We start from the raw sequence: 21,992 nt of genomic DNA on the forward strand, positions 1-21,992 counted from the left end.
TAGCATTTTTTATTTAAAAACTTAAATTTTATTGAATTTAAACATAATTACTTTTAACTGATTTTAATGATTTTTTAAGAGATTATCTTTGATATTTTTTAAAAAATTAAACTAAATGACTATGATTTATAGAAATATCCATAAAATCTTCTATTTAACTAAAATAAAATATGATTTATTATTTAAATTTATTTAGTTTAATAAAATCAAAAGATGGTTTATTGTTTAAATTTATTTAGTTTAATAAAATCAAAAGATGGTTTATTGTTTAAATATATTTAGTTTAATAAAATCAAAAGATGGTTTATTGTTTAAATTTATTTAGTTTAATAAAATCAAAACATTTATATATACAATTATGTAAAATAGAAATTATATATATGATTTGCTATGATTTAGAAAGTATTTTTTTATTAATTTTTTAATTTTAAGGAGATTGAAAATGGACTATAAATCAAAATTTGGATTTGGATGTATGAGATTACCTCAAACTGATGAAAATGACCCTACTAAAATAGACCAAGAGCTATTTAACGAAATGGTAGATATTTATATGGAAAAAGGATTTAACTACTTTGATACATCTTATGCTTATCATAATGGACTAAGTGAAATAGCTATTAGAAAGGCAGTTGTAGAAAGATATCCTCGCCAATCCTATAAAATATGTGATAAGATGCCTACCTGGGCACTAAGTAGTGAAGAAGATAACGATAAATTTGTAAATACTATGCTTGAAAGACTAGGAATTGATTATTTTGATGTGTTTTTTGTACATAATATTAATATTCCTTGGTTAAAATTAGCAGAAGAATATAATACATTTGAATATGTAAAAAATATGAAGGAAAAAGGTATAGCAAAGAAAATAGGAATCAGTTTCCATGACAATGCAGATTTACTTGAAAAAGTTCTTGATAAATATGCTAATATTCTTGATATAGTACAGTTAGAACTTAACTATCTGGATTGGGAAGATCCAGCTATTGAAGCTCGTAAATGCTATAATTTATGTGTTAAACATAAGATCGATGTTTATGTTATGGAACCATTAAAAGGCGGAGTGATTGTTAATCAACCAGAGGATATTAAAAATAATTTTATAGAGTTTAATCCAGATAAATCAATTGCAAGCTTTGCAATGAGATTTTGTGCATCCTTAGAACATGTGAAAATGGTTTTAAGTGGAATGAATAAAATGGAAGATCTTTTAGATAACTGTAATACTTTTGAAAACTTTCTGCCTTTATCCGAAAAAGAGAATGAGTTTTTAGAATCACAAGCAAATAAATTGAGAGAAAAATTAGCAGTTCCATGTAGTGAATGTGGCTACTGCCTTAAAGCATGCCCTTTAGAGATTCCTATTCCGGAATATTTCACTTTATATAATCATCATAAAGTACAGCCGGAATCTAATATTTATAGGTTGTATTACGATAAATTAGGTGAAGAAAAGATTCCAGCTAGTGATTGTACTAAATGTGAAACTTGTATAGATTACTGTACACAAAAAATAAACATTCCTGATGAATTGGAAAAAATATGTGAGGATTTTAAAGAGGGATTTAGTCCTTATAGTTGAGCTTCATAATCTTTTTCTATTATAAAAAATATGAATTAATCATTAAATATTTAGATTTTATCATTGAAATATTATTAAAATTAATAAAAAAATAAAAAAAGAAAATAAATTTTTATTAAAATAATTTAAATTAATAAGATTTTTATAAAAAAGAAAATAAATTTTTATTAAAATAATTTAAATTAATAAGATTTTTATAAAAAATTATTTTAATAATCTTTCTAAAAGGAGTTTTATTAAATTAATTAATAATAAATGAAATTTTAATAAAATGATTATTCTAAACTATTAATAGCAGCTACAATCAATTGAATTGTATTTTCAACATCTTCCATGCTTGCTATGCTAACAGTTGTGTGAATGTATCTTGTAGGAACAGATAAAACACCTGTTGGAATACCTTCTTTTGTAAGGTGAATAGCTGTACCATCAGTAGTACCGCCGTCACTTACTTCAAGTTGGAATGGAATTTCTTCATTCTCACCAGTACCAATTAATAAATCTCTAATAGATTTAGGAGTGATAATTCCCCTACCACTTGCATCGATTAAGATAACAGCAGGTCCTTTTCCAATAACTACAGGAGCTTCATCAGGTTTTATTCCCGGATGATCACCAGATAATGTTACATCAAGAGCAAATGCCATATCTGGATTTAATTTATAAGAACTTACCTTTGCTCCTTTCAATCCTACTTCTTCCTGTGTTGTTCCAACACCATAAACAGTAGCTTTAGAATCTACTCTTTTTAAAACTTCCATCATTACATAACAACCAAGACGATTATCTAAAGCTTTAGACATTATCAAGTTATTTGGAAATGCTTCAAACCAAGATTTAAAGGTAATTGGATTTCCAATAGAAACCATTTCTTCTGCCTGTTCTTTATCTTTTGCTCCAATATCAATAAACATTTCATCAAAAGGAACAACTTTTTTTCTTTCTTCAGGTTTAGTAATATGAGGAGGTTTAGAACCAATCACTCCAGTTACATCCCCATTTTTAGAGTGAACTACAACTGTTTGATTCATTAACATTTGGTCATTAATTCCACCAATTGTTGAAAATTTAATATATCCATTATCATCAATATATCTTACCATTAATCCAATTTCATCCATATGAGATGCAAGCATTACTTTTGGCCCTTTTTTAGAAGAACCTTTTTTAGTAGCTATTACATTACCCATTGCATCTGTTTCAATATCATCAACTACATCTTTTAATTCTCTTTTAATAATCTCTGCAATCTTTTCTTCAAATCCAGAGATACCTGGAGTCATACAGAGCTCTTCTACTAATTTAATTTCTTTTTCAAAAGACATATATTTCACCTTATATATTATATAATTAGTTTAATAAGTTTATAAAATTTTCTTATATTAATATGATATATTAAAAGTTTAATAAATTATTTTAGAGGCCTGATGATTTTAGTTTTTTATGAGGATTGTTCTATGGATGTCTTTAACTAAAATTCCTCTGATACTATAAATTTGCCTAAAATACATTCAAAATAAAGGATTTTTTCAACTGATTTTGGCATATATTCCTATATGAATAATTTTAAATATTTCTTTTAACAAACTATAATTTAGGTTTTTGGTATCTAAATTTAATCTATACTCCATTTAAAATAGAAAAAGAATTTTAAAACTTAAATAAAACTAATAAAAAACTTTTAAAATAATCTATAAGATAATTCCAATCTGTGATTTGATGGATTCTAAGAAAACTTACATATATGTAATTATTATTGCAGTACTTGCAAATTTTTTAGCAGCATACACCTCAAATACTGTTGTAATGGCACTACCTCAAATAGCATATGAACTTAAATTAAGTAATATAATGCAAAATTGGATTGTAACTATTTACTTAATAACAATAGCTGTTTTAAGTGTTCCCCTTGGAAAAATAGCTTCAAAAAAAGGATTTAAAAGATCATTCATATTTGGTTCAATAATATTCTTTTTAGGAGCAATAGGAACAGTATTAGCTAGCGATATCCCAAATTTATTTTTCTTTAGAATATTTCAAGCTATTGGAGCATCATTCACATTTGTTTGTGCATTGTCTATGATTGTAAGTGCAGTACCTCCAAACAAAAGAGGAGCCGCAATTGGAATCAATATTGCATCAGGCCACATTGGAATAAGTTTAGCTCCAGTACTTGGAGGTTTTCTAACATATAATTTTGGATGGAGAAGTATCTTCATTATAACATTTCCAATAAGCATTCTAATCATTCTATTTACAATATTTAAAGTTAAGGATGAATGGAAATTAGGTGAAGATGATAAAATCGATACAATAGGTGGAATAGTCTATGCTTTAGGGATTACAACATTTATTTATGGATTTACAACTCTCAATCAACTTAAAGGTTTGATTTTTACAACAATTGGAATTATAATCCTTCTTTTATTCATAATTTTTGAGATTAAATCTGAAACACCTATATTCGATATATCTCTCTATAAAAATAAGATATTTACACTATCAAATATTGCCTATTTATTTAGTTATATTGGAGTATTTGCTGTAACTACCATCATGAACTATCACTTTCAGTATATAAGATCTTGGAATCCAGATATAACAGGTTTAATCTTATTAGCAACCCCTCTAACACAGTCAATTATTACTCCATACAGTGGTAGATTATCAGATAGAGTCAATCCACAAAAATTATGTTCATTTGGAATGTTTATAGTAACTATTTCATTAATTATACTAGTGTCTGTAAATAGTAAAACTGATTTATGGATTATAGTATTTGCACTAGCTATGGAAGGGCTAGGTTATGGTTTGTTTTTATCTCCAAATACAAATAGCATTATGAGTAGTATTCCTAGGGAAAATACAGGTATGGGAAGTGCAGCAGTAACAACAATACGTATGATTGGTCAAACATTGAGTATAGGATTGTTAAGTCTAGTATTTGCAATTGTAATGGGTAATGTATTGATCAGTCCTAAAGTCTATCCAGAATTAGCTAAAAGTTGTCAAATAACCTTAATTATAGGGGTAGTATTGACTATTATTAGTTTAATTGCCTCTTTAATATCCATGAAAATAAACAATAAAAATTCATTAAAATTAAGTTTAAATTGATTTTAATATATTAAAATAATTTAGACTTTAAACATTTAAATGATGATTATTTTTCCTGATTTAAAATTTCATTTTGTTTTTCAATTAAACATTTTAAATCATTATTAATTTGATTTTGATTATTAATTAACTGTTTTAATTCTTCATTAGTTTGTTTTTGTTCTTCAATTAAATTATCTTGGATTTTAATTCTTTGCTCAAAGTTTTCAGCATTTCCTTTAAATTTTCTATTCATAAGAGCAACTGCTAAAGTAGCAGTACCTATGCCAGATAGAATATAACCACTCCATACAAGGAATATATTCGAAAATTTACCTATAACACTATTACCTAAAACAGTATAACCATTACTTGTAAAAGCATTACTTATCATAACAACTGAATCAAGAACACCTACACTTTCACTAAGACAAGTAAGGACAAAAGCAATTATAATAATTACAAATAATAATACTGCAGTATATCCAATTCCTTTATCTCTAGTATATTTAATGAAATTCTTATAAAAATATTTAATGAAATAAATATCTATGAAAATGTGAATTAATTGGATGAAAAATACAATGAAAAACAGAATATTTGAACTATTTTTAGGTATATATAATGCATAAATCGTAGCAATAGGCATCAAAGCTAGTAATATTAATTTATTTTCTCTTTCATATAATGCAACACAAACAACTGTTGATACAAATACATCCATCATTAATAATTCGTTAAATTCAATATGCATATAGAATATGATATTTATAACATTAGCTAAAAGCAATGTAGCCATAACTAAATAGAATATTTGTTTTAAAGTTTGAAGTTCTTCTTGAGGTATAAGATTATCTTGTGCATCTGTTCCAATTTCTTTATGATTTTTAATTTTATTTTTAATAAATGTTACGACATATGATATAATATAAATAGAAATTATTATTCCTATTGATACTATAATGCCTGTTTCTAGTTGATTCATAATTATTCTCTTATTTTAAGAAAAATCACAGCTTGTAAAATAATTACTAAAGAATTATTTAAACTCTTGCTATCTTTTTCTTTTTTTATTTATAATATATTTTGTGCTTCTTTTTTATATTTTTTGCAATGAGCAAAAACACTCATTTCAGTTTCAATTTCAATTCTTTAGATGAAATATGTAATGATTTAATAAAATATAATTAAATGCTATCACTCCAGCCATTATAATTAAAAACAATTATAAAATACTTTCATATTCAGAGTAATGATTAATGTTTATTAATTCATTGGGATGATTCTCTTCAACACCATAGAAATCAAAGCCATCTGCAAATATTTCTCTTAAAATAGGATTTAAATTATCGTCTTTATCTTTAAGATACTTGATTAATTCTTTTCTATCTGCAGCAAAAGGCATTCCCAAACCTTTAGCTGTATCTAATTTTCCTATTTTAATTCTTCTAAGAACAGAAATAGTTTTTTTAGGATTGTTGGAATTTAAAATAGTGTTTATAATACTGTTAAATGTTTTTGTGCTAACTGTAGGCTGGTCTCCTGTAACACATAAAGCTATATCTGATGAGATATTTTGAAGACCATTTAATAAAGATAGAGAAAGACCTACATCAATAGGATCATTTTTAACAATCTTTAGTCTATCATCATGAATATTATTAATAAAGGGTAATATTTCTTCAGAGTAATGACCAAGAACAACGATACATTCATGGATATTTTCAGTATTTAATACATTATGAATTGTAGTTTCGATAATGGTATTTGAATATTCCTTTGATTTTAGTGGAAGTGTAAGTTTATTTTGTAGAGGAATATTTCTTTCTTCCTGGTCCTTTCTCATTCTAGAATTTTTTCCAGCTGCAGTAATTACCGCTGAGACTGTAAGCATAGTATTACCTTAAATAAATTATTTTAATTTAATTAATATAAAATTAATTATTATTTTCCTAGTTAAATAATCTTAATTTTAATTAATAGAAAATTTCCTAGTTAAATAATTTTAATTTAATTAATATAAAATTAATTATTATTTTCCTAAAAATAATCTTAATTATTTGTTGTGTTAGTACTATCAGTATTATTAGTACTATTAGTACTATTTTTTATATGGTCATTAGGAATTAATTCATAAATGTTGGTATAAATTCTCATACCTGCACCTGAACCTTCAGTCCACATTTGGATTTTAATAGGATAATCAAGAGTATTGTTTACCTTAATTCCAGTAGAAGGGCTGAAACCATAAAGCACTGCATCACGTCCAGAATCCATACCAATAGGTAATGCAAATCCTAAAGATAAAACAGCATTTCTTAAAGATCTTGCTGGCGGACATACTCCATGAGTAGCCATTCCAGATTCTGCTTTTGATTCAGGAACTGCGCTGAAACCAATTCCATCTCTTCCAGAGCTTCTAGCATTAGATGGAATAATTGTATCATTCCATGCTTTTACAAACTGTTTAGCATTATATTCTCTGTTTCTATCGTTGTATTGTGGATGAGAATCTAAATAGGTATATGTACTTGCTACTTTAGTTTCTGTATAATTTTGGCCATAAATAATTACAGGAGAACCACCAGGATATTTGATAGAGTAATTATATGCCTCAGGGAAATGCTCTTTAAGTTCCTTTGGAGATATATAAGTTCTATTATCATTAATACCAGCTACACAGAATTCTAAATTATATTTAGAACCTTGCCCATAGTGATTATACCAATATTTTAAGGTTTCAACATTAACCATATCACCAGGTATAGTATCATTAGTCATGGTTTTTGGGTCAATATGACCAACAGTTTGATTAGTTTTATTATTTATAATATCTATTCCATCTGGAACTATTTTAGCTTGAGTATAAGGACTATTATATCCCCATACAAACTCTCCAGGTGGATTAACTGTAATTTTATCTTTATCTACTGTTACATAACCTGGACCTTCAAATCCTTCAACTATACCCTCGTTACTTACATTTCCAACAAGTATTTCAGATTGTGGAGTTGGAACTGCACCAGTAGCTATAGAGAAAAAGGCATCTTCAAATTCTCCATTTCTTATTTGGGTAAATAATGATTCTAAATTTGAAACAATAGGATACTTGTTAATCTTATTTTTATCTATAATATTATCTCCTGCAAATACAGTTGAACCGTTATCATATTTTGATATTTCAGACATATCCTGTTGATGAGTTGTGGTAGTTGCAAGAGAAATCGGTATTATAAGCATGATAATGACAATCAATGCAATGAATATTTTAAACGAGTTTCTTTTTAATAAACTATCTAAGCTAATACTTACACTTCCTTAATAACAATTTTATTGATTTAATGATATTTAAAATCTTAACAATTTTTAATTATTTAAATAATTATTCAATAGATATTTAAAATCCTAACAATTAATTATTTAAATAATTATTTAATAGATATTTAAAATCTTAATAATTTTTAATTATTTAAATAATTATTTAATGAATTTTATATTATGAATAAATTTAGATTATAATCTTTTATTAATCTTCGAATAATAATCTATTTTCTTTATGATTAAAGGAATCACAAATTTCTTTTAATCTGTCTTGTATTTTTATAATATTTTCTTGACCGTTTCCTCCAATTAGAATAGAGGGATTATGTGAGAATTCAGCAACAAAACCAATTATTTCATCAAGATTATTTGCTATTTCAATTCTACCTTGATAATCAAGAGCATGCAATCTAAATTTAGCTTGATCTAAAGTATCCTCTAAACCAGGAAAGAGAATTATGGCCTCTGGATTAGCATTTACAACTTCATTTAGAATGTCTAATCTATGGTTCTCATTATGTCTTGGAGTACCTATAAATACTGCTGCAAAATCAACTTCTTCAAGTATTGCTTTAATTGCATCAGAATTGTCAGATTTTCCAATATATATTTCACAATCATTTAATTTCAATACTTCTAAACGGCCTTCTACTGGTTTGAAGTTTTCTAGAGTATTTTTAATTATCTTTTCATCAATTTCGAAAGTATTTTCACTGATAAAATTTGTTATAGCTTCACTAAGACCTGCATTTAATTTATTAAATTTACCAAAAAGGTCTAAATCATAATCTGTTTTGCTATATTCAATAGCTAATCTAGAAAGTTCTCTAAATTCTTCTTTATATTCTTGATTATTATTGATAAATATAATTTTATCAGCAAAAAATTCCTTTAAAGAGTTTTTATATCCTTCCATTGAGCCATGAACATTCATATGGTCATTTCCCATATTTGTTAATGCAATTAAATCAAAGTCAAAGCAATGATTACAGAATCCTACTGTCATATCACAAACTTCAACAAGTAAAAAATCATAATCTTGCTTATCTGCTTCTAAGATAAGGTCATAGTAACCTTCGAAGCCACCTCCAGCATTACCTCCTACCAATACATTCTTACCGGCATTTTCTAAAATTTCTTTAATCATAGAAACAGTAGTAGTTTTGCCATTAGTACCAGTAACACCAATAGTGAAGATATCTCTATGTTTAGTTTTTACATCACAGAGTAATTTTCCAGAGTTTTTATAATGCTCTGCAATTTTACTACCCCAAATACTAGGACTTAAAACAACAGCATCGCATGAATCTATTTTTTCCTGATTATTAAAACCTAAATCAATAGATAAATTATCCTTAACAAAGCTGATTTTATCATTTTGAGGTGAAATATCTACACTTGAAAGGGATATTGGTAAGTTATCTAGATTTATATTTACGTTTAAATCTGTAGCATAAACTTCCCAACCATATTTTAATAAGGAATTTAAAGCTTTTTTACCTTCCACACCTAAACCAATAACTGCTGCTTTCATGATTTCAACTTTTGATTATTTTATCTATTAACCATAGTGAAAAAATTAAAAATACACTTTAAAACTATGAACAAGATATTGATTAATAAATTAATCAACAATATGTAAATACTTTTGTATATTCTTATTAATAAAAGTTAGTATATTTTCAAATTAGTTTATTAATGTATATAAAAAATTTATAGTGTATTTTATCATTGCTACTATTATAAAAAACTATACAATGAGAAAATTTAAAGTAGAACTTAAAAAAAGTATTAAAAATTCTAAAAAAAGCAAAAATAAGAGCTTTAAAAGAATAAGAAAAGTAAAAATAGTAAGAAAAATAAAATTAGGAACCTTAAAAGAATAAAAAGTAAAAAAAGTAAGAAAAATAAAACTAGGAACCTTAAAAGAATAAATAAAGTAAAAAGAGTAAAAATAAATAAAAAAGTTAAAAATCTAAAATGAGTTCAATTGGAGCATGTTTAGAATTATTTATTTCATTTAAGATAGTGCAAGATTTAACTTTGTCTTTTAATGATTTAGAAACAAAGAAATAATCTAAACGAGAACCTTCATTGTCTTTGCGAGCTTCTTGATTTTTCCATGAGGTATATTGCTCACCTTCATCATTAAACAATCTAAATGCATCAACAAATCCAAAAGATTCTAATTTATCTAAGATTTCCCTTTCACCATCTGTAAAAGTAATTTTTGTATCTAAATTAGAAATGTCTTTTTCTTTATGAGCAATATTAAAGTCACCAGCAATAATTAAGTTTTTATCACTATTTTTCTGAGCAAAATGTAAAAAATTATAAAGATATTCTAATTTCTCTTCTAATTTAGCTTTATTTCCACTACCTAAAGGAGCATAAATATGAATCAAAGTAAAATTATCATATTCTAAAACTGATGCTCTGCCTAATGCATCATTAGAAGATTTAAAAAATCTTTTTATAATATTTGGTTTTTCTTTAGTAAAAGTAGCTAATCCACCAGTTCTAGTACTTTCACCCTTTAAAAAATAATAATAATCATAATCGATTTTATCCAAGAATTTTTTATCCATTTTCTCATAATCTGTTTTTGTTTCTTGGAATAAAATTACATCAGGTTCTTTTTCAAAAATAGGATTCAGATCTTTATTTTTAATACGAGTCCTAATACCATTTGCATTCCATGAAATAATCTTTAATTTACTCATTATCTTGCTTCCTAAAACTAAATAAATAAAATAAATACAATATTAATTAATTTAACCCTATTTTAAAATTAATTTAATATAAAAATTGTTTATAACGAATTACTTATAAACTAATATAATATTAATTTTTGAATAATATAAACTTATTGTAGTAATTTTTTTCAACTATAAAATTAGATAATGAATATAAACTTATTGTAGTAATTTTTTTCAGCTATAAAATTAGATAATGAATAATAATTCATAATCTTAATATATAATAATTTGTAAATATATTAATAAACCTATTAATTTAATGATTATATGAATTTGGTGGTTATATGGATTATAAAATAGAAGATAATAAAAAAATTGGAATAGGTTTAAAGAATAGATTAAACCTTAGAAGATTACCTGTAGCTATAAAATTTTTCAATAATGAAAATGAAATTCCAGAGGGTATGGAAAGAATAGATGAAAAAATAAGACATTGTGAAATGGTTACAAAAGCAGCTGATGGAGAATCATTCTATTCCACTGCAGAGGAACAAAAATGTAAAGGCGGATCTTCTGCAATGGGCTTAGAAGATGTTCCTCCAAAAATACTTAGTGGTGAATTTTATCATACTTTAGGTAGATTTGATAGTTTGGAAACTGCTAAATCTGTAGTTGACAATATACCTAGAATAGAAGAAAAAAGTGCAGGGATATTATATGCTCCTTTAGAAAATGCCAATTTTATTCCAGATGTTGTTATTATTATAACCAATGCTAAAAATGGAATGGAAATTGCACAAGGTATAGTTTATAATAATGGTGATAGAGTAAGACCTAGCTTTGCAGGTATTCAATCTTTATGTGCTGATGCAGTAAATGGCCCTTATATTAGTGGAAAACCTAATGTTACTTTAGCATGTAGTGGTTCTAGAGCTTATACTGACTTAGATGATGATGAATTAATCATTGGTTTAGCTAAAGACAATTTAAAACCATTAGTTGATGCATTTACAAATATTTAGTATAATTTTATGTAAATATTTAATATAATCTAATGTAAATATTTATTATAATTTTATGTAAATATTTAATATAATCTAAATGTAAATATTTGTTATAATTTTATGTAAATTTTATGTAAATGTTTAGTATAATTTTATGTATTAATTTAGTTATATCTAATTATAACTAATATTTTCTTATTTTCCTTTTTTTAAAACTTTAATTTAGCATTAATACTTAAGGAATATTAAAAGCTGGCTTATTTTTACTATCTTTATCATTATCTTTCTTAGTACAAAAAGTTCTAAAGTCACAGGCATTACATGTTCTTTCTTCTGCTTTTGCTTCCCAAGAGTCTTTAATACTAAATCCATTCATCTCTTTTATTAAAGAAGATTCTATATCATTTACTACCTTATCAAATTCTTTTAATGAATTTTTCATTAAATCATCATTAAGGTTAATTATTCTAATTGATCTATCCATTTTAAATTTATCTGATAAATCTCTATGAATAGGTAAATCAAGTTTCTCATCCCAATTGATTAATTTAAGCCAATCTTCTTTAGGAACAAATTCTTTAGATATATCAGTTCTATTATTTTTCAAGTCATCCCTTATTGCTACTAAGTCATCTGTAGATGGAACTAATTCATTTAAATAGAATATTATACCTACTACTGGTTTTTCAGAGTCTTGCTGATTCTTTCTAAGCCATGCATATGTTAAAATCTGCCATTCTTGTTGTATCCAAGCTTTATAATTTAAATATTCTTCAGAATCATTTATATCTCCATTAATCATCATTGATTGAATTTTAGAGAATTCCTCTTTAGATGGTGCACTTGGTCTTCTCATACCTTTATAATCGATTATTATTTCATATTCATCTAATCCATTTACAAATAATTTTTTAAATTCTTCATTTTTAGATAAATAATCCAATAATATGTTTTTTTGACTTGAATTTAAAAATGAGTCTAATGTTTGCTGAAATGATTGATTATTAGTTTTTTGAGATTCCCTCTCTAGCTTTTTAGAACTTAAAACATCAACAACACCATTTATTGAATAATAATCAGATCTAGTATTTTCATTTTTCAATGGCCTTAAACCCTTTATTAATACTTCTGTATCATCAATTAAAGGGAATAAGTGAGGTCCCCAAAGATTTATAGAACGTTCTAATCTAGCACTGTATATATTATCTTTAGGTCCATAATTATCAATATATTCATATGGAGGGTTTAAACCTTTAACCTTTAATCTTTTTGTTATTAATTCTTCAATGGGGTGAATTTCACTTTCCCAATCCCAAGGAAACTTTAATGAATCATCTTTAGAATATTTCTTCCACTTTAAAAATGCTTCTTCTAATGTACCATGGATAAATTCACCAAACCACAATTGAATAGGCATTGAAGGTGGAAGATTACCTTTGTTTTGATAACGGTATTGTAAATTACAAGTTAAAAATGATAATAAATCACCAGTTAAACTATACTCTGGTATAATATATTCCTTAGATCTAGTTGATAATTTCATCTTTACACCTATACTTTAAATTAATTTTATAAATAATTTCAATATAAATTTTAATTTTTAATTCCTTTGTTAAAAATTATAAAATTTAATATTTAATATAAATTTTAATTTAATTCCTTTGTTAAAAATTATAAAATTTAATATTTAATATAAATTTTAATTTTTAGTTCTTTTTTTAAAAATTATAAAATTTAATATCATCTACTTAAAATAATAACTAATTAGATATTTAATATCATTTACTTAAAATAATGACCAATTAAATTAAATAAATATTATCAAAACCTATAAATTCTTCATCCCTATTCCAACCTAATGCAACATTAGGTATTTTCATATGTTTATCATTTTGATTATATCCATCAATGTTTGGATTTAATCCAACTAATAGCAAAACATCTTTGGCTCTTGAAAATGCAACAAAATATAATCTTGTCAAATCATCAAAGGCACAGTCCTTTGAATCTCTTTCACTAGTTGACAATGAACTGTATTTTCTTACCCTATCTTGAATAATGGAAGAAGAATCTGGGTTTTTAGGAAATCTTAAATTTGAATCTCTTGATAAATTTTTCTTAAAGCGTGCCCCTACATCTACTATAACAAGGGGAAACTCTAGTCCTTTAGATTGATGAATGGACATTATATTAAAGCGGTTTGAAGGAATTACTTCAAAATAATTTTCATCAATTTGTACTCCGCCAGTTGCTATTGGTACAAAAATATTTAATAAAGCCTCATCAATAGATTCCTTTTCTACCTTAGTTGATGAGAAATGAATATTAGCAGAGTATTTATTAAAGAAACTTGTTTGAGCGATTGTTTGTGTTATTGCTTTTAGGTAAACTACTCCTTCATCATCTTCTTGTAATTCTGGAATCCAACTAACTAGTTTATAAGCCAATTCCATTAAACTTGCCTTTTCAGGCCATTTTAAATTTTCTTTATTTTCAGAACTAAATGGATGTCTTATTTTCCAATGATTAACGAATTCTTCTAATGAAACTGGAGAATGAGGTTCTGAATTAACATCATTAATATAAGAATTTGCCTTTCTACGCCAAAGGGCCATATTTCTACTTGCAGAATTTGGTAATTTATCATTAGTTTTTTGATATCTTGAATCCGGATCTATACATTCTAAGATTAAACCACAGAAAATAGTTACAGAATCGATGTTTTGTAAATCTTGCCCTCTTGGATTAAAAACTTCAATGGGGTTTCTTAATTTTTCTAAATGTTTTTTTAAGATAAATGGAAATGTACGGCTACCAGTAGATGTAATTTCCTTAGGAGAATATGTTAAAAATGCAACGTCATCAGCTGAACCATTTTCATCCAGTTCTATTATAATTTCCTTTTCATCTTTAGCTAAATCAAATCCACTATCCCTATAATTAATTAAACTATCTTTATTGCTTGAATTAAATTTTTTATTATCATCCTTTGTTAAAACTCTTTTGATTTTTCTTTTAACAACTCCATTCTTATTTAGCTCATCAACGAATTTTGCTAAATCATTTGCAAGTAATTGTTCACTTTTTCTAAACATTCCCAGAACAGGTACTTTGTTTATAGTTATATCAGATTCATCAATAGATCCTTCCCCATTATTTTGAGGAAATTCAATTTTAGGTTTTTCTTTTACACGTGCTAATTGATATTCACTATCTAGTTCAACAAAATCATTACATAAATCTATAATATTTTCTGAAGAGCGATAATTGGTTTTTAGATTAATTTCCTTAGCTCTGATTCCTATTTTATCAATTCTTTCAATGAAATTAGTAAATAGATCTACACTAGCTCCTCTAAACCTATATAATGATTGATCATCATCTCCTACTACAGTAATGTTTCCACCATTCTTTTGAGCAGATTCTGCGATTTTAAAGTAAATGCTTTCTTGTAATAAGTTTGTATCTTGATATTCATCTACTAAAATGATTTTTATTTCATCAAGAAATACACTTAAACTATCTGAATTTAACCTCTTTAAAAATTCAGTTTCTAACATAGCAAAATCATATATATTTTGGCTTTTAAGTCTTTCAACATATTCTAGAATTAATTTCAAAGCTATTTGTCTTCCTATATCTTTATGTGAAAGATCTTTTAAGATATCATTTATATCTATCATATTGTAATAGATGTGCTCTTTTATTTTAATTAGTGTATCAGCCATCATTGTTAAATTTTTTATCTTAGGCTTTTGCTCAATATTAGATTCTTTTCCACTTACTTCAGCTAAATACTCTTGTAAAGCTTCATTTTTATATCTATTATCTTTAATCAAGCATTCATTTATCATAACTGAATTAGCTACAAAGTCCTCTATTAGAATAGGTTGACTAGTACCTGATTTTCTATGAACTCTTAATAACTCATCTGCTACACTATCAATTGTTCCTATATTAATTTGATTAAAATCAATTTTATTAATATCTTTTATTATTTTATCATCAGAGATTTCACCATTAAACATTTTATCCATATAATTAGCAATTAATTGGCTTTTTATTTTGTCTCCCCAACTTAAAATACGAGATAAAAGTTCATTAGCTGCTTTTTTTGTAAAAGTAGTTGCTAATACTTCTTTAGGTGATACATCATCGACAAAAATAAATTTTAATATTTTTAAGACCATAACAGTAGTCTTACCAGAACCTGGACCTGCTACAATGAATAATGATTGATCTTTACTAGAAGAAATAGCTAATTTCTGGTCCTCATTTGAAGAGATATCTCTTTTTAAAACATTTACAACAATTTCTTCAAATTCTTTATACTCTATCATTTTAGCCCCCAGATGCTTAAATAATTTATAGCTTTTAATAAGCTTAAAACTTAAATAATTTATAGCTTTTAATAAGCTTAAAACTTAAATAATTTTAAACTTTAATATTAATAAGTATTATATTTCTCTATATAAATATAGTTTTCATATAGAGCAAATGAAAAATAATATTTCAAATTAAGTATCTATTAATTATATATTGTTATTTTTAATTTAAATAAATTAATGGTAAGTTTTATAAATCTAATAAGCAAATATATATTTATTAAAAAAATTAATATTAATTTTAAATATTAAAAATAATAAGAATGCTTAATAAAATAAGAAAGTTCTATTATAAAAGAATATTTAATTAAATAAGAACATTTTATTATAAAAGAATATTAAATAAAATAAGAACATTTTATTATAAAAGAATATTTAATAAAATAAGAAAATTCTATTATATTAAATTTTTTAAATCAATCTATTAAATTTAAAATTACTTTTATTGATTATCATGACAAATAAAGATGAAATGGAAAATATTGATAAGTTTAAAAATGATATATTCTTTAGACGAAAAATCGAACATGTAGAAACAATTCCTGCAAAAGAAGCTATTTATAAAAAAGTAGATAATTTAGAGAAAAAAATATTGAATTACCTTGAAGATAAAGGAATTAAATTATACAAACACCAAGAACTAGCTATTAAAAAATCTAGAGAAGATAAAAATATCATTATTACAACACCAACAGCAAGTGGAAAAACTTTATCTTTTAATTTGCCTGTTTTAGAAGAACTTATTAAAGATAATGATGCATGTGCATTATATATTTACCCTGCAAAGGCATTATCTTATGATCAATTAAAAGTCTTAAGAAGATTTGATGAAGAATTAGAGCTTGACTTAAATGTTAACCCTTATGACGGAGACACACCAAAAGCAAAAAGATATAAAATACGTCAGGAATCAAGGGTAATTCTCACAAATCCCTATCAAATCCACTATATTTTACAATGGCATCATCAGTGGAAACGTTTCTATTCTAATTTAAAGTATATAGTTATAGATGAAGCACACTACTATAAAGGTATCTTTGGTTCTAACGTTGCTTTTTTAATTAGAAGACTTAAAAGAATAGCTAATTTTTATGGATCTAATCCAAAATTTATTCTATCCTCTGCAACACTTGCAAACCCATTAGAACTTGCAGAGAAGTTAACTGGTGAGGAATTTGAACTAATCGATAAGGACAGTTCTCCCAGTGGTGAGAAGGATTTTATTTTATATAACCCTTATAAAAAATTAGCAGCTAATTCAGATGATGCAAATTTATCTATACATCAAGAAACTGAAAGAATATTTTTATACCTATTATTAAAAGATATACAGACTTTATGTTTCACATCATCAAGAAAGATAGCTGAATTAATAGCTTTATGGGCAAAAAGAGATATGGAACATACTAAAAAGAAATATGCTGATAGAATTTCTGCATATAGGGCAGGATACTTAGCAGAAGATAGAAGAGAAATTGAAGATGGCCTTAAATCAAGAAAATATTTAGGGGTTACTTCAACAAATGCTCTTGAATTAGGTATTGATGTAGGTAGTTTAGATGCAGTAATTATTTCAGGTTTTCCAGGGTCTATGATTTCAACTTGGCAACAGGGAGGAAGGTCTGGTAGGTCAAATCAAAAATCTCTCGTAATTCTAGTTGCCTTTGAAAATCAACTAGATCAGTACTTCATGAAAAATCCGGAATTTTTCTTTGATAAACCTCATGAAAATGTTGTAATTGACTTAAAAAATGAAAAATTATTAAATAATCATATTATATGTGCAGCTAATGAATTGCCTCTTAGCCAAGAAGAACTTAAAGATGTATTTGATGTAGATGAAGATTTTCTAGAAGAGATAATTCAAAATAGAGATTTAAAGAAGAATAGTTCTGGAATTTATATTTATCCATATGATGATAATCCTGCATTTGAATTTTCCTTAGACAAAATTTCAAATGAAATATTCAGTGTAATGAATGGAAATCAGTTAATAGAAAAAATAGAAAGGTCTCAAATGTATAGGGAAGCTCATGAAGGAGCTATTTTAATAAATAAAGGTCAAACTTATATTGTAACTGATGTGAACTTTAAAACACATTATATCAATGTTATAAAAAGAGATGTAAATGCACATACAATTGCACTTAAAAGAACTCAAACAAAGATTATTAAAAAAATTAAAAAAGTTAAAATAGGAGACTTTACAGTTCATTATGGTGAGTTGGAAGTAGAGGAAGATTATTATAAATATAAAAGAATGGAATTTTCTAAAACAATTGGAAGCTATGTTCTTGATTTAGCTCCATTAAAATTTAAAACTAAAGGATTGTGGTTTACTATTCCAGATGGCCTTAAAGAAGCTTTAGAAGATAAATATGAAAATGAAAATGAAGTATTTCTAGGAGGCCTTCATGGAGTAGAACATGCTTTAATTGGACTATTCCCACTTCATGTTATGTGTGATAGATTCGATATAGGGGGACTTTCAACTAATTATCATGAAGACACACAAGAAGCATCTATTTTTATTTATGATGCTTATGAAGGTGGAATTGGCATCTGTGAAAAAGCGATAGAAGTATTTAGCAAATTAACAAATTCTACAAGGAATTTGCTTAAAAGATGTGAATGTGAAAACGGTTGTCCTTCCTGCATCTACTCTCCAAAATGTGGAAATGATAATAAGCCATTACATAAAAAAGCTACTGAGTTTATTTTAGATTATATCTGGGAGGAAATGAATAAGTTATCTCCAGAGGAATTGTCTGCCTTAGAAAATCAAGCTATTAGAGATGATATTTCATATAATGAAACTTATTATAATCAGAACAGTCTTATCAGTGAAAATAATACTCAGGATAAGCCCATTAAGTCAAATACAAGTTCAATTACAAGATATGATGAAGAAAATAACGAAGTTAATAATCCGTTAGATGAGGAATATAATGATGCATTAGAAGAATATAATAAAGCAAATTATACTATTGCTAAGGAGATTCTAACTAATATCATCATTAAAGAAGATAGTGCAGATGCATATTATCTCATTGGAAAAATACTCAATAAGCAAGAAGATAAAACAGGAGCCTTATCTTTTGTTAAAAAAGCTATTTCAATAGATTCAGAACATGAAGCAGCTAATGAATTTTATTTAGAATTAAAAAGTTATTAAAAATAATTTTAAAAATTATAGTATAAGTTTAATAATATATAAAACATTATATATTTAAGAAACAAAGAGTTATTTATATTCATAAGGGCGATATAATGAAAATTAACAATGAAAACAAAGATGAAATTAGAGAACAAATCAATACAGATATTAATACAATCTTAGAAAAACACGAACTACCTTATAGAATGGATGGAATTTCAGTTATGAAAACATCTAAGGGAACTAGCTTTTTAGGAAATATTAGAGTTCATGACCCTAATAAAGTTAAAGCAGTGAGATTTGAAATTGAAAAATATTTAGATAAATTTGGAAAAACTGTGATTAATTCAAGAGATGTTCTTCCTTGTTGTGAATTACCTTACACTTATATAACATTCCATATTAACTTTGATGAATAGATCAATTTAAAAACATATATGTAAAAATTAAGATTAATAAAATTCAATAGATAAAAAATTAAAATCAATGAAATCCAAGAGATAAAAAAAATTAAAATCAATGAAATCCAAGAGATAAAAAAAAATTAAGAATAATTTATTATACATGATACTATGTCATTAGGTAGAAAAGAACATGAAGCATATCTGGAATATGTTTTATCAAAATCACTATCTTCAGCTAATCCATCTAAAGAAACTTATCAAAGAGCTCAAAAAGATTCTCCTACATATTTTGATAATTTAAAACTTGGATTAATGAATAAATATAAAGATTGGGATTTATTAGATATAGAAGGCAGTACATTAATCGAAAATGTCTATGGAGAAACTTTAAAAATTTCAAGGCGAGAAAAAATAGATTTTTCTTTAGAAAATAAGAGAAAATCTATTAAAAATGAATTAGTTTCTAATTTAAAATTAGTTCCAGGTATAGGTATACAAACTGAATTAAATCTTAAAAGAAATGGATATGATACTCTTTATGATTTATTAGATTATGATATCTACTCTAAAAATGCCGAGATATTAATTGATAAGATAGAAAAGAACTGTTTTATTAAGGAATTTAATTTATTAAAAGAATTAAATAAATATCCTAATTCTAAAAATAGCACTTTAAAGGCTTTAAATTCACTTAATCCATTTAATCTTAAATTTATGGATATTGAAACCCTTGGATTGTCAAGTGCACCTATAATTTTACTGGGAATTGCTGAGATAAAAGGTAAATACATAGAATCCAATCAATATCTGCTAAGAACAAAAGAAGAAGAACCTGCACTTATTGAAGCTTACTTGTCACATATTGATGAAGCTAGTGTTCATGTTACATATAACGGTGCAAGTTTTGATATTCCATTTATTAAAAATAGAGCTAGATTATATAGGATGAACTGTAATCTAGATCAAACTCATTTTGATTTAATCTATCCTGCAAGGAATTTATGGAAGGATGTTTTACCTAATTGTAAATTAACTACTATTGAAGAGTATTTATTTAATATAAAACGTATTGATGATGTTCCTGGAGCCTATATTCCAGGTTACTATGAAAGCTATTTATCTACTAAGAATATTGGTCCTTTAATTCCTATTATTGAGCATAATCGTATGGATATCGTTTCTCTTGCTGATTTTTTAATGAAAATATATGAAGAATCTTTTAAATAAATGAGATATTCCTTTTTTATATGAAAAATCTTTAAATAAATGAGATATTCCTTTTTTATATGAAAAATCTTTAAATAAATGAGATATTCCTTTTAAAACATAGGAAAATAAATTTAATTTATTTTTTATAAAGTTGTTGAGTAATAAGATTTTTAAAATTAGTATTATAATTATCTAAATATAATCTAACTTAAAAATATGGCTTTAATGATAATAATAATTACTATTTTTTATTAAATATCAAAATTAATAAGAAAGAATAGATTAAATAAACATTACATTTATAAATAATGAATCATAAAATAAATATGATGATAACCTTTTAAGGTAAGACTCTAACTAAGTTAAAGAATAAAAATTAAGTTATTTTTAAAAAAAAATAATTATCCCATATAAAAAAATAAAAATGCTTAATTTTTATCTTTTTTAAACTTTTTTTTATAATTTTTATTCATGATTTTTGATTTTTTCTTAGTCTCTTTTTTAACTATTTCATAAGCCTAAATCAATTAACTTAAGTTATTTAAATAATCATGTTCTATCCATTATTAAATATTAATTATTGATTTTTATATAAAATTTTTAATATAAAGAAAACAATATAAAATATAAGTTAATTATTAATTTAATTATTAAATTAAAAAGGAAGGATAAAATGTTTGAAGAAGAACAGGACAATAAAATTTATAACCTTATTATAACACGTGGAATCGATCAAGAAAACGAGTATGGACAATTTAGTGAAAAATTATATTCAAAACCTGATTTTTTATGGACTGAATCAATGGCAAGGGATTATGCTCCATTTGGAGAAACCTTCTTTAAAAATGTGGATCTTATTGTTATATTATCTGGTCTTTATAATTATAATAAAGAACCAATTGATATTTTAATTAAAAAAGCAGAAGAATATGACATTCCTATACTTTTAGTAAGACCTTATGGTATGGAAATTGTTCCAGAAGAATTAGAATCTAAAGCTAAATCAGTTGTAGGATGGAATGCAAATTGCATTGTAGATGATATAAGATCAATTGTAAATGGAGATTATGATGAAATATGTGATGATTTTTAAATAATCCCTTTCATTCTTTTATAAGAATTAACTTAAATTTAA

15 protein-coding genes are annotated in these 21,992 nt (G+C 25.3%); 7 read left to right on the forward strand and 8 right to left on the reverse strand.

Going from position 1 to position 21,992, the window contains the following annotated elements; genetic code table 11:
- The first annotated feature begins 442 nt into the window (after positions 1–442).
- Positions 443–1,582: an aldo/keto reductase gene (locus tag BM020_RS02465; RefSeq protein WP_074798067.1), complete on the forward strand. Its 1,140-nt coding sequence runs from the start codon at positions 443–445 to the stop codon at positions 1,580–1,582.
- Positions 1,583–1,857: 275 nt separating this feature from the next.
- Here BM020_RS02465 and BM020_RS02470 read toward each other — a convergent pair whose 3' ends face one another.
- Positions 1,858–2,907, reverse strand: coding sequence for a M42 family metallopeptidase (locus BM020_RS02470; protein ID WP_067146432.1), 1,050 nt, complete (start codon positions 2,905–2,907; stop codon positions 1,858–1,860).
- Positions 2,908–3,301: 394 nt separating this feature from the next.
- Here BM020_RS02470 and BM020_RS02475 point away from each other — a divergent pair, with 394 nt between their 5' ends.
- On the forward strand, positions 3,302–4,699 hold the full coding sequence (locus BM020_RS02475; RefSeq protein WP_074798069.1) for an MFS transporter: 1,398 nt from the start codon (positions 3,302–3,304) through the stop codon (positions 4,697–4,699).
- Between the two features lie 46 nt (positions 4,700–4,745).
- Here BM020_RS02475 and BM020_RS02480 read toward each other — a convergent pair whose 3' ends face one another.
- The 5 genes from BM020_RS02480 to BM020_RS02500 form a co-directional block, all read right to left on the reverse strand.
- A complete protein-coding gene (locus tag BM020_RS02480) occupies positions 4,746–5,663 on the reverse strand; it encodes a hypothetical protein (protein ID WP_074798071.1) in 918 nt (305 codons plus the stop codon).
- A gap of 240 nt (positions 5,664–5,903) precedes the next feature.
- Positions 5,904–6,572 carry an Mfer334 family nucleotidyltransferase gene (locus BM020_RS02485; RefSeq protein ID WP_074798073.1) on the reverse strand — a complete coding sequence of 223 codons (669 nt, stop codon included), beginning with the start codon at positions 6,570–6,572 and terminating at the stop codon, positions 5,904–5,906.
- A gap of 158 nt (positions 6,573–6,730) precedes the next feature.
- Entirely contained in the window at positions 6,731–7,918 is a 1,188-nt protein-coding gene (locus BM020_RS02490; protein ID WP_067146440.1) for an Mfer335 family protein, read from the reverse strand.
- Positions 7,919–8,204: 286 nt separating this feature from the next.
- On the reverse strand, positions 8,205–9,533 hold the full coding sequence (locus tag BM020_RS02495; protein ID WP_074798076.1) for a pseudomurein biosynthesis peptide ligase pMurD2: 1,329 nt from the start codon (positions 9,531–9,533) through the stop codon (positions 8,205–8,207).
- Between the two features lie 433 nt (positions 9,534–9,966).
- Positions 9,967–10,722 (reverse strand): exodeoxyribonuclease III, encoded by a 756-nt coding sequence (locus BM020_RS02500; protein WP_074798078.1) that lies wholly within the window; start codon positions 10,720–10,722, stop codon positions 9,967–9,969.
- Between the two features lie 320 nt (positions 10,723–11,042).
- Between BM020_RS02500 and BM020_RS02505 the strand changes: the two genes are divergently transcribed.
- Positions 11,043–11,720 (forward strand): DUF169 domain-containing protein, encoded by a 678-nt coding sequence (locus tag BM020_RS02505; protein WP_074798080.1) that lies wholly within the window; start codon positions 11,043–11,045, stop codon positions 11,718–11,720.
- 217 nt (positions 11,721–11,937) lie between these two features.
- Here the strand turns inward: BM020_RS02505 and BM020_RS02510 are convergent, their stop codons facing one another.
- Both BM020_RS02510 and BM020_RS02515 read right to left on the reverse strand, forming a co-directional pair.
- Positions 11,938–13,245, reverse strand: coding sequence for a PD-(D/E)XK nuclease family protein (locus BM020_RS02510; protein ID WP_074798082.1), 1,308 nt, complete (start codon positions 13,243–13,245; stop codon positions 11,938–11,940).
- A 259-nt stretch (positions 13,246–13,504) separates the two neighbouring features.
- On the reverse strand, positions 13,505–16,042 hold the full coding sequence (locus BM020_RS02515; RefSeq protein WP_074798085.1) for a DEAD/DEAH box helicase: 2,538 nt from the start codon (positions 16,040–16,042) through the stop codon (positions 13,505–13,507).
- 499 nt (positions 16,043–16,541) lie between these two features.
- Here BM020_RS02515 and BM020_RS02520 point away from each other — a divergent pair, with 499 nt between their 5' ends.
- From BM020_RS02520 to BM020_RS02535, 4 genes are all read left to right on the forward strand, one after another.
- A complete protein-coding gene (locus BM020_RS02520; RefSeq protein WP_074798087.1) occupies positions 16,542–19,262 on the forward strand; it encodes a DEAD/DEAH box helicase in 2,721 nt (906 codons plus the stop codon).
- Positions 19,263–19,357: 95 nt separating this feature from the next.
- The gene (locus BM020_RS02525; RefSeq protein ID WP_067146454.1) at positions 19,358–19,663 is read left to right on the forward strand and encodes a hypothetical protein; all 306 of its coding nucleotides are present in this window, start codon (positions 19,358–19,360) and stop codon (positions 19,661–19,663) included.
- A 153-nt stretch (positions 19,664–19,816) separates the two neighbouring features.
- Positions 19,817–20,875 carry a ribonuclease H-like domain-containing protein gene (locus BM020_RS02530; protein ID WP_074798089.1) on the forward strand — a complete coding sequence of 353 codons (1,059 nt, stop codon included), beginning with the start codon at positions 19,817–19,819 and terminating at the stop codon, positions 20,873–20,875.
- A 655-nt stretch (positions 20,876–21,530) separates the two neighbouring features.
- Positions 21,531–21,950 carry a nuclease gene (locus BM020_RS02535; protein ID WP_074798091.1) on the forward strand — a complete coding sequence of 140 codons (420 nt, stop codon included), beginning with the start codon at positions 21,531–21,533 and terminating at the stop codon, positions 21,948–21,950.
- The last annotated feature ends 42 nt before the right edge of the window (positions 21,951–21,992 follow it).

Source organism: Methanobrevibacter olleyae (assembly GCF_900114585.1).
GTDB classification, from domain to species: Archaea; Methanobacteriota; Methanobacteria; order Methanobacteriales; family Methanobacteriaceae; genus Methanobrevibacter; species Methanobrevibacter olleyae.